This is a genomic window from Petrocella sp. (genome assembly GCF_059865615.1).
Genome location: NZ_JCBCDA010000109.1, coordinates 1 through 7,664 on the forward strand (window position 1 = coordinate 1; position 7,664 = coordinate 7,664).

At 37.4% G+C, this 7,664-nt stretch carries 8 protein-coding genes; 2 read left to right on the forward strand and 6 right to left on the reverse strand.

The window, feature by feature from the left end:
- Nucleotides 1-258: 258 nt before the first annotated feature.
- The 6 genes from AC6F8J_RS11790 to AC6F8J_RS11815 all read right to left on the reverse strand — a co-directional run bounded on the left by AC6F8J_RS11790 (nucleotide 259) and on the right by AC6F8J_RS11815 (nucleotide 6,190).
- A complete protein-coding gene (locus AC6F8J_RS11790) occupies nucleotides 259-963 on the reverse strand; it encodes an ATP-binding cassette domain-containing protein (RefSeq protein WP_500723529.1) in 705 nt (234 codons plus the stop codon).
- The gene (locus tag AC6F8J_RS11795) at nucleotides 964-1,725 is read right to left on the reverse strand and encodes an ATP-binding cassette domain-containing protein (protein WP_500723530.1); all 762 of its coding nucleotides are present in this window, start codon (nucleotides 1,723-1,725) and stop codon (nucleotides 964-966) included.
- A 15-nt stretch (nucleotides 1,726-1,740) separates the two neighbouring features.
- Complete coding sequence (locus AC6F8J_RS11800) at nucleotides 1,741-2,787, reverse strand: ABC transporter permease subunit (protein ID WP_500723531.1); 1,047 nt, start codon at nucleotides 2,785-2,787, stop codon at nucleotides 1,741-1,743.
- A gap of 2 nt (nucleotides 2,788-2,789) precedes the next feature.
- Complete coding sequence (locus AC6F8J_RS11805; RefSeq protein ID WP_275841102.1) at nucleotides 2,790-3,683, reverse strand: branched-chain amino acid ABC transporter permease; 894 nt, start codon at nucleotides 3,681-3,683, stop codon at nucleotides 2,790-2,792.
- Between the two features lie 125 nt (nucleotides 3,684-3,808).
- A complete protein-coding gene (locus AC6F8J_RS11810) occupies nucleotides 3,809-4,981 on the reverse strand; it encodes an ABC transporter substrate-binding protein (protein WP_500723532.1) in 1,173 nt (390 codons plus the stop codon).
- A gap of 195 nt (nucleotides 4,982-5,176) precedes the next feature.
- The gene (locus AC6F8J_RS11815) at nucleotides 5,177-6,190 is read right to left on the reverse strand and encodes a pirin family protein (protein ID WP_500723533.1); all 1,014 of its coding nucleotides are present in this window, start codon (nucleotides 6,188-6,190) and stop codon (nucleotides 5,177-5,179) included.
- A gap of 236 nt (nucleotides 6,191-6,426) precedes the next feature.
- Here AC6F8J_RS11815 and AC6F8J_RS11820 point away from each other — a divergent pair, with 236 nt between their 5' ends.
- Nucleotides 6,427-6,663, forward strand: coding sequence for a helix-turn-helix domain-containing protein (locus tag AC6F8J_RS11820; RefSeq protein ID WP_500723534.1), 237 nt, complete (start codon nucleotides 6,427-6,429; stop codon nucleotides 6,661-6,663).
- 373 nt (nucleotides 6,664-7,036) lie between these two features.
- A complete protein-coding gene (locus AC6F8J_RS11825; protein ID WP_500723535.1) occupies nucleotides 7,037-7,435 on the forward strand; it encodes a DUF6444 domain-containing protein in 399 nt (132 codons plus the stop codon).
- Nucleotides 7,436-7,664 lie beyond the last annotated feature (229 nt).

Genomic DNA, 7,664 nt, shown 5'->3' on the forward strand with positions numbered 1-7,664 from the left:
TATCATAACATATTTAATAAAGGTTAAGGTGTCAAAACTATATAGTTGAACTTTTGCATACAATATATAGTTATGAATGCATCAACGTAATCTATATATTGTATGTAAATTTAGTGAAACTTAGTTTTGACCCTTTAACCATGGTTAATATTTTAAACTAATTATTGTAGAAAAAAGGGCTTGCAGATTTCTGAAAGCCCTTTTCTTTAACCGTTAAGGTTAAAACAAAGTTTCACTAATTCTCATACAACTTATCGATTACGTGCCTAAATATGCTTTTTTTACTTCTTCATTGTTTAGCAAGTCCAAGCCTTTACCTTCCATAAATACTTCACCGGTCTCAAGGACATAAGCATAATCCGATATTTCTAAGGAAGCTTTGGCATTTTGCTCAATCAATAGGATGGTTACACCCTCTTGATTGATTTTTTTTATAATTTCAATGATATTTTTCACGATAAGTGGTGCCAGTCCAAGAGATGGCTCATCCATCATCAATAATTTGGGTTTGGTCATAAGAGCCCGGCCAACGGCCAACATTTGTTGTTCACCACCTGACATGGTCCCTGCTTTTTGTTCTTGTCTTGACTTTAATATAGGAAAGAGCTCAAATACCCAATCTAAATCCTTTTGTATTTCTTTTGCATCATTTCTTATATAAGATCCTAAAATCAAGTTCTCAATTACCGATAGATTGGTAAAAACTCTTCGTCCCTCCGGTACCAGTACCAGATTTGATTTTACTATTTCTTTGGTTTGTTTGCCTGTTATCTCTTTCCCATTATATATGATCTTACCTTTTGATGGTTTTTCAAGACCCATGATGGCTCTTAAGGTCGTACTTTTTCCTGCACCATTTGCGCCAATCAAGCTGATGATTTTGCCTTCCTCTACATCCAACGTAATACCTCTTAGGGCATGAATGCCACCATAATGAACGTTTAGGTTTTCTACTCTTAACATCTAGTCCACCCCCAAATAAGCTTCTATTACTTTTGGATTATTCTGTATGGCATCCGGAAGACCTTCTGCAATGGTCACACCATAATCTAGAACATAAATCCGCTCACATACACCCATGACGACTTGCATATGATGCTCAATCATCAGAATGGCAATGTCAAACTTGTCTCTAATTTCTCTTATAAAGCCCATCAACTCATGGGATTCTTGAGGATTCATACCTGCTGCCGGCTCATCCAATAACAATAATTGGGGATCTGTTGCAAGGGCTCTTGCAATCTCAAGTCTTCTTTGCTTACCATAAGGTAAGTTCGATGACTTCTCATCCTTCAAATCATCCAAACCGACATCTTTAAGAAGTGCCATCGATTTTTCATAGATTTCTTGCTCTTCTCTTCGATAACCAGGTGTTCTTACAACAGATCCAAATAAATTGGATTTTAACCTTAAATGACTGGCTATAATAACATTGTCAAGAACGCTCAATTCCTTAAAAAGTCTTATGTTCTGAAAAGTCCTGGCTATGCCAAACTTTGTAATCTCATGAGGCTTTAATCCGGTTACGTCTTTATCGTTATAATACACTTGACCTTTGGTTGGTTTGTAAACACCTGTGATCATATTAAAAGCCGTTGTTTTACCGGCTCCATTTGGGCCAATCAAGCCAATGATTTCCCTATCGTTGATCTCAATATTCAAATCCAAAACCGCTGTCAATCCACTAAATTGCATGGTGATTTTATCTGTCCTAAGTAACGTCATAATGTTCACACCCTTTTAAACTGATTTTTTTCTGTTTCTTAAGAATTTCTTTTTCAAGAAATAATCCCAGTTGAATTCTGCCCTTCCCATAAGCCCTTTTGGATAAAATAAAATAACACCCATGAGCATTAGAGAAAAAACAACCATTCTCATGCCGGGGATACCTGGAATATTAATAAATCCTAAATTAATCGGATTCTCGATAAATCTTAATACTTCCATGAGTATGGTTACTGCCGTTGCGGAAATAATGGTGCCTGTAATGCTACCGATGCCGCCAAGAACGACAATCAGCAATATATTAAAGGTCAAAATAAATCTAAACATATTGGGGTCTATGGCGCCTATAAGATGGCCCAGTAGTCCACCACCAACACCTGCAAAGAAAGCACCAATAACAAAGGACATCATTTTATGTTTGAATAAACTGATGCCCATGGCTTCAGCTGCAATCTCATCTTCCCTGATGGCTTTAAAGGCTTTTCCATACATACCATGGATCAGCCAAATCATAAAAAATATGGTTAATATCGCGATGCCCCATGCCCACCATGCGTTGGTATAACGGGTAATACCCTTCAAACCTAAAGACCCATTAGTCAACGTCTGTGTATTTGTAATCACAACACGAATAATCTCACTAAATCCTAATGTGGCAATGGCCAAATAGTCATCGTTAAGCCTTAGTACCGGTGCCCCAATTAAAAAAGCAATCCCGGCTGCTGCCAAACCACCAACAATAAGTGCCAAAGGGAAAGGCAATTGAATCATTTTAATAAAAGGGTTAATCGGTGCCACATAAAAAACTGAATCTTTAAGCTCAGGACTCATGGTTAATAGAGCAGAAACATACGCACCTACCGCCATAAATCCGGCATGGCCTAAAGAAAATAGGCCTGTGAAGCCATTAATAAGATTCATGGATAAGCCAAGAATAATATAAATGCCACATAGGGTAAATATCTTGATCTTATATGAATCCAATGTTATGTTTAAAATCGCAATCATTGCGATTGTCATAATCAATAATAGAATGGTTAGTTGTGTTTTTCTATTTTTCATAATTACACCTTCTCCGCTATGTTTTTGCCCATGATACCTGTTGGCTTAACCAATAGAATGACAATCAAAAGCACAAATGCAAAAGCATCCCTATAGCCTGTTAACTCGGGGAAAACAGCAATAAGCATAATCTCTATGAGTCCAAGTATAAACCCACCGATCACAGCACCTCGAATATCACCAATACCACCAATTACGGCTGCAATAAAGCACTTTAGTCCAGGCATAACACCCATTAAAGGTAATAAACTTGGGTACTTTAAACCCCACATAATACCACCAATTGCAGCCAATGCTGAACCGATTGCAAAGGTGAACGTAATAATAAAATTAACATCAATCCCCATAAGTCTAGCTGCTTCGTAATCTTTGGAAACCGCTCTCATCGCCATGCCTGTTTTTGTTTTATTAACAATAAACATAAGTATAGCCAAAGCAACCATTGTAATAATGGGTGTGATAAATGTGATACTCACAACAGATACGTTGCCAATATGAATGATTCTATTAAATAAATCAGGTACCGGAAGGGATTTTGGCCGTCCACCAAAAACCACAATAGCCAAATTCTCAATCAAGAATGATGCACCAATAGCTGAAATCATAATGGACATTCTCGGCGAGTTCCTAAGGGGCTTGTATGCAGCCTTTTCAACCAGTACACCAAAGGCAATGGTTAGGATTATGGCTATTATAAAAGCCGCACCCCAAGGCAGCATAAAGCTTGTCATCATATAAAAAGCCATATAAGTACCGAACATGAAGATGTCTCCATGGGCAAAATTAATCAATCTAAGTATACCGTATACCATTGTGTAACCGATTGCCAAAAGTGCATAAAGACTTCCAAGGGAAATTGCGTTGGCCAATTGTTGTAAAAATAGTTCTAAATCCATAGAGCTTCTCCCTTAATTTGATTTGATAGATTAAACAACCTATATTCATAGGCACATCTAGTCTAATACTTTAATTTATTAAAAATCAATGCATAGGGAAACACCCCATGCATTGATTTGGATTATTATTTTATTGGTTCTACTGTTGTCATGTATTTAAACAAACCATCTTCAACCATTTTGATAACCGCACTCTTAACTGCATCACCATTCTCATCAAGGGTAATCATACCTGCAGCGCCTTCAAAATCTGTTGTTGTTGCTAATGCTTTTTGTATCTCTACAGGATCTGTTGACCCAGATTTCTTAATAGCATCTAGGATAACTAAGTATGCATCATAACCAAGTGCCGTAACTGATGCCGGCTCTTTATCATACTTTGCTCTATAGGCATCTAAGAATGTTTCTGACTCTTTTGTTATTGGAACATCACTTGTAAAGAATGTAGAAAAAGCAGCGCCTTCAACAGCATCCCCACCGATTTCTAAGAACTCAGGTGCTTCCCAAGTATCCCCTCCAATAAAAGGTGTTGTAATACCCAGTTCTCTAGCTTGTTTAATTAACAAAGCAGATTCTGTATAGTTACCAGGTGCAAATATGACATCCGGATTCAGTTGTTTGATGTTACTGAGTTGTGCCGAGAAATCTTGATCTCCAGTACTATAGTTTGCAGTTCCGATGATGGCATCTGCATCACCTGTTAATTCAATAAATGCATCATTGAAGTACTTTACAAGTCCTACAGAATAGTCACTTGAAATCTCTTGAATGATGGCTGCTTTTTTCGCGCCTAAGGTTTCAAAAGCATACTTCGCCATAACAGTACCTTGGAAAGAATCAATAAAACATACACGTTGATAGTACTCATTTCCGATGGTTACCAATGGGTTGGTAGCCGATGCTGCAACTGTAGGGATTTGTTTTTCAAGAACGATTGGTCCAGCCGCCATAGATAAGGATGATCCCCAGCTACCGATGATTGCATTAACTTTTTCCTTATCAATCAACATCACCGCTGCGTTAGCCGCTTCAACCTTGTCTGACTTGTTGTCCGCTACAACCAATTCTATCTTCATACCGTTAACTTCCGGATAGAGTTCATTGGCCAAACGAATACCTTCAACTTCCATTTCTCCACCGGCAGCATTGGCACCGGTCATTGGCTCAAATACACCAATCTTGATGACTTCTACCGCACCACCTTCTGAGGTTGTGTCTCCCCCTTCTTCCGTAGGACCGGAACAAGCGACACTCAATAACATGATACCTAACATAAGCATTGATATTACTTTTTTCATTTTCTTTCCTCCTGAATCATTTGTTTTGTTGTAATTCATCCCTCTATCTAAAAATCTTTTGCAACTGAAGGTTGACACCTCCAAAGTCCACAAAAAAAGTGCCTTCCGGCTAAATACTAAGCTTCATTATAGGCCTTTCAATAACATACGAAAACACTTTTTTCATCTAACTTAATAAGTATAATGATACCGTATTCATTTGTCAAGAGGTGTTTCTAACCCTGTGTCAGCATACACAGCTCTTCTGCCTATCTCTCTTTCATTAACTGGGTCCGGTCTATCCCATGGCCAACCGCCAAATCGAGTTTTTTGATAGTCCCTATAAGCTTCTTGAATCTCTTTCTCACTGTTCATAACAAAGGGGCCGTATTGTACGACAGGCTCCCCAATTGGTTCTCCTTGCAAAAGCAATAGATAGGATTCACCTTCACCATTTTTGATGGCTATATCAACATTCTCGATCTGTAAACATTGACCGGATTGAATAGATTCGCCATTAACCAGGATACTCTCACCTTGATAATAATAGAGGTTACGAATCATGGTGTCCGATTTTCGAGGTAAATTGAGGGTGAAGCCTGGCGCCATCTTGATCAACAGAATATCAACATGATGACTCGGATCTGCTGCCCATGAATTCGGTGCCGGTTCAAGGGCTCTGTGGCCGTCAAATTCGCCTGCAATAATGGTCACCTCGCTCATAGAGCTTCCCTCTCCGAAGGTAAGCTTAGGAATCTTTTCATGCCATAGCATTTTATAATGGGGTTTTACGAATTTATCTTTCCTAGGAAGATTCAACCATATCTGGAAAAGATGCAATGTATTGTCTTTTTCATCTTGAACCAGAGGAAACATTTCGGCATGTTGCATACCACTTCCGGCCGTCATCCATTGAACATCACCACCACCATATCTACCGGAAGCTCCTGACGAATCATGATGGTCTACGTAACCCTCAATCACAATTGTCACGGTTTCAAAACCTCTATGTGGATGTTCAGGAAAGCCCGGCACTTGGTGCCCATGATACATTTTCCAGTCATTTTCTGAGTCAAAGTCTTGTCCAAGCCGTCTGCCTTCAAGTGATGCTGCCGGTCCTTGATGGCTATTACCTTTTGGATATAGATCCAAATGATGGACACAAAATAAAAAAGGATCTTGTGTTGGCCATTGAAATTCTAAAGGTTGTTTATTCATGATTGGGTTCATCCTACTACCTCCTTGGTAACGTCGTAGTTACATTATATCAAATTTGGGGTGCATTTTTACGTCAAGGAACGTATTTTTATAACTTTTCCTATAAAAATAATGTGGATTTATAAGTGAGAATGTTGAGTTATTTATATAATTACTACTTCATTTTTACATACTAGATCAATTGGTCTATTTTTGCAGACATCTATATGTAATATTATATATAAGATTTCATTTAGGGGGAGATAAAAATGAATAAAAAACAAGTCACCTATAATGTAGGTGAAGTCATAAAAATAAACAGAATAAAAAAAGGACTCACGCAACAAGAACTTGCAAATGGAATATGTTCAGCTCAACATATATATAGAATCAAATCTTCTAAAAGATTACCTTCAGCATATTTAATAAATCTTTTATCTATTAAATTGGGGAAGAATTTAATTAAAGACATATATTCTGATAATTGTGAATGGACATTTAAGTAAACAGTATTCATATTTTAGTAATTTCTGTTTTTCACAGTTAATAACTTTTATTGTAACTACTCAGTCGCCTCACACATTTTTTAGAAATTGTGTAAATCGCTGAATTTAAAATTTTTAATCACCATTTTAGGGCTGTGGATATTTTCCATTTTCACCTTAGTGTATTAATGATAAAAATTTCAGATAAAAAGCATCTTAAATATTGCTATTTCAGTGGATAACTCCTTGTATTTACGGCTAAATCCATTCATCTAGCTTACACTTTTTAACGTTATCAACACGTCATTATGACGAATACTCTTTTTTACAAATTCGCCTTTTCCTTTCATATTCATTATAATGTAAGTAATGAAAAACGAGAGAAGGTGAAGCTATGACAAAGGATCAATTACTCAAAGAAAATGCTGAATTAAAGCAACCAATTCAATCCATGAGTGATTCCATTGATTCCATGATAAAGTCAATGGATGTCATGGCTGCATCTTCTGAGAAGCAAACTCAGACCATAGCCGAGTTAGTAAAAACTATTGAAGCACTAAAAGAACAACTAGGTAAGAATTCAAAAAATAGTTCTAAGCCCCCATCTTCTGACTGTCTTGCCAAGCTAAATCCCAAAAGCTTGCATACATCTACTGGCAGAAACCCAGGCAGACAAAAGGGGCATAAAGGCAGCGGATTAACCTTGATGGCCACACCAGATGAAACGATTGTCCATAAACCAATAGTTTGTGCTTGTTATCCTCACGAAGGTGAATGTATAACTCTTTCTTAGAAAACATTGGGTTTATAGTTTGTTTTCAAGTGGGAAAGTTGAGTGAATAGTATTTACACTTTTTCAATTTTCTTTTAATACTTTTCGCGTAACTGTTCAGAACCTCTAGTCAAAGATGAAGTCTGGAGTTCCTGAAATTGCATTTTTGATTGCTTCGTAGGCATTGTAACCTTGCTTGTGAGCAGTGCCAACATATGACATAATTTTCAGATACTCCCGAGCGCCTTGT